Genomic DNA, 1,569 nt, shown 5'->3' on the forward strand with positions numbered 1-1,569 from the left:
GCCCTGACGATTCCCTGCGAACGGCCGCGTTTAAAGCTAGGCGCCACGGCCGCATTTTGCGAATATGCGCCGCGTTTCGCAGGCGCGAAGCCGATTTGCCGGAATGTCCCACCAGCCCGCGCCGCCAATCCACTAAGAGACTCAGCAGGAGCCTGCATATGAAGGCCAGGAAGATCGGAATGCTCGTCGGAGCGGTTATCGCCGCCGCTTTGACGGCGAACGAAGCGTCAGCCGCCCAATGCGGAAATTCCGCAGGCGGCTTCGACGCCTGGAAACAATCCTTCGCGCAGGAAGCCCGGTCGCAGGGCATCGGCCCGGCCGGCATCGCCGCTTTGATGTCCACAAATTACAACCAGGCGACGATCAACGCCGACCGCGGCATGAAGAGCTTCCATCTCTCGCTCGACGCCTTTCTGGCCAAGCGCGGCGGCTCGATCATCGTCTCGCGCGGCCGCAAGCTGAAGGAATCCAACGCCGCCCTGTTCGCCTCGATCGAGCAGCGCTATGGCGTGCCGCCGGGCCCGCTGATCGCGATCTGGGGCATGGAGACCGGCTTCGGCGGCGTGATGGGCAACCAGAACGCGCTCTCCGCCGTCGCGACTTTGGCCTATGACTGCCGCCGGCCGGAATTTTTCACCGACCAGCTATACGCCGGGTTGAAACTGGTGGATCGCGGCACGTTCTCGGCCGGCACGCGCGGCTCGATGCATGGCGAGGTCGGCCAGACCCAGTTCATGCCCAAGACCGTGCTCGAATATGGCGTCGGCAATCTCGACACCGCGTCCGGGGCGCTGACGTCGACCGCCAATTATCTCAAGGCCCATGGCTGGGTCGCCGGCGCCGGCTACCAGCCCGGCGAACCGAACTTCGCCGCCATCCAGGCCTGGAACGCGGCGACCGTCTATCAGCAGGCGATCGCCTTGATCGGCAAGAAGATCGACGGCGGCGACCGCTGATATAATCAGCTGTTGGGGCCGCCGCGGATCGCCGCGGCGCCGTTCAATCGCGAAGGGCCTGGTCGAGATCCGCGATCAGGTCCGCCGCGCTTTCAAGCCCCACCGACAGGCGCACCACATCCGGCCCCGCCCCGGCGGCGAGACGCTGCTCGTCCGTGAGTTGGCGATGGGTGGTGCTGGCCGGATGCAGGATCAGGCTGCGCGTGTCGCCGATATTGGCGAGATGGGAAAACAGCCGCACGCGCTCGACCACGCGCAGGCCGGCCTCATAGCCGCCCTTGACGCCGAAGGTGAAAACCGCGCCCGGCCCGAGCGGCAGGTATTTTTGCGCCAGCTCCCGGAACGGGCTGTGCGGCAAGCTGGCGTAGGACACCCAGGACACGGCCGGATGCGCCTCCAGAAATTCCGCCACCGCCTGCGCATTGGCGACATGGCGCTCCATGCGCAGGTGCAGGGTTTCGAGCCCGGTTAAGGTCAGAAAGGCGTTCATCGGCGCGAGCGCGGGGCCGAAATCGCGCAAGGCCACCGCCCGCGCCTTGGTGGTGAAGCCGAAATCGCCAAAGGTCTCGTAGAAATTGAGACCGTGATAGGCCGGCTCCGGCCCGGCGAGCGA

General features: G+C 66.0%; 2 protein-coding genes. One reads left to right on the forward strand and one right to left on the reverse strand.

The window, feature by feature from the left end:
- The first annotated feature begins 179 nt into the window (after positions 1–179).
- Positions 180–956, forward strand: coding sequence for a lytic transglycosylase domain-containing protein (locus ACE3S9_RS19400; RefSeq protein WP_374548117.1), 777 nt, complete (start codon positions 180–182; stop codon positions 954–956).
- Between the two features lie 43 nt (positions 957–999).
- Here the strand turns inward: ACE3S9_RS19400 and ACE3S9_RS19405 are convergent.
- Positions 1,000–1,569 (reverse strand): PLP-dependent transferase (locus tag ACE3S9_RS19405; RefSeq protein WP_374548116.1); only part of this gene is annotated, 570 nt, incomplete at its 5' end.

The organism is Rhodoblastus sp. (genome assembly GCF_041915505.1).
In the GTDB taxonomy this organism is placed as follows: Bacteria; Pseudomonadota; Alphaproteobacteria; order Rhizobiales; family Beijerinckiaceae; genus Rhodoblastus.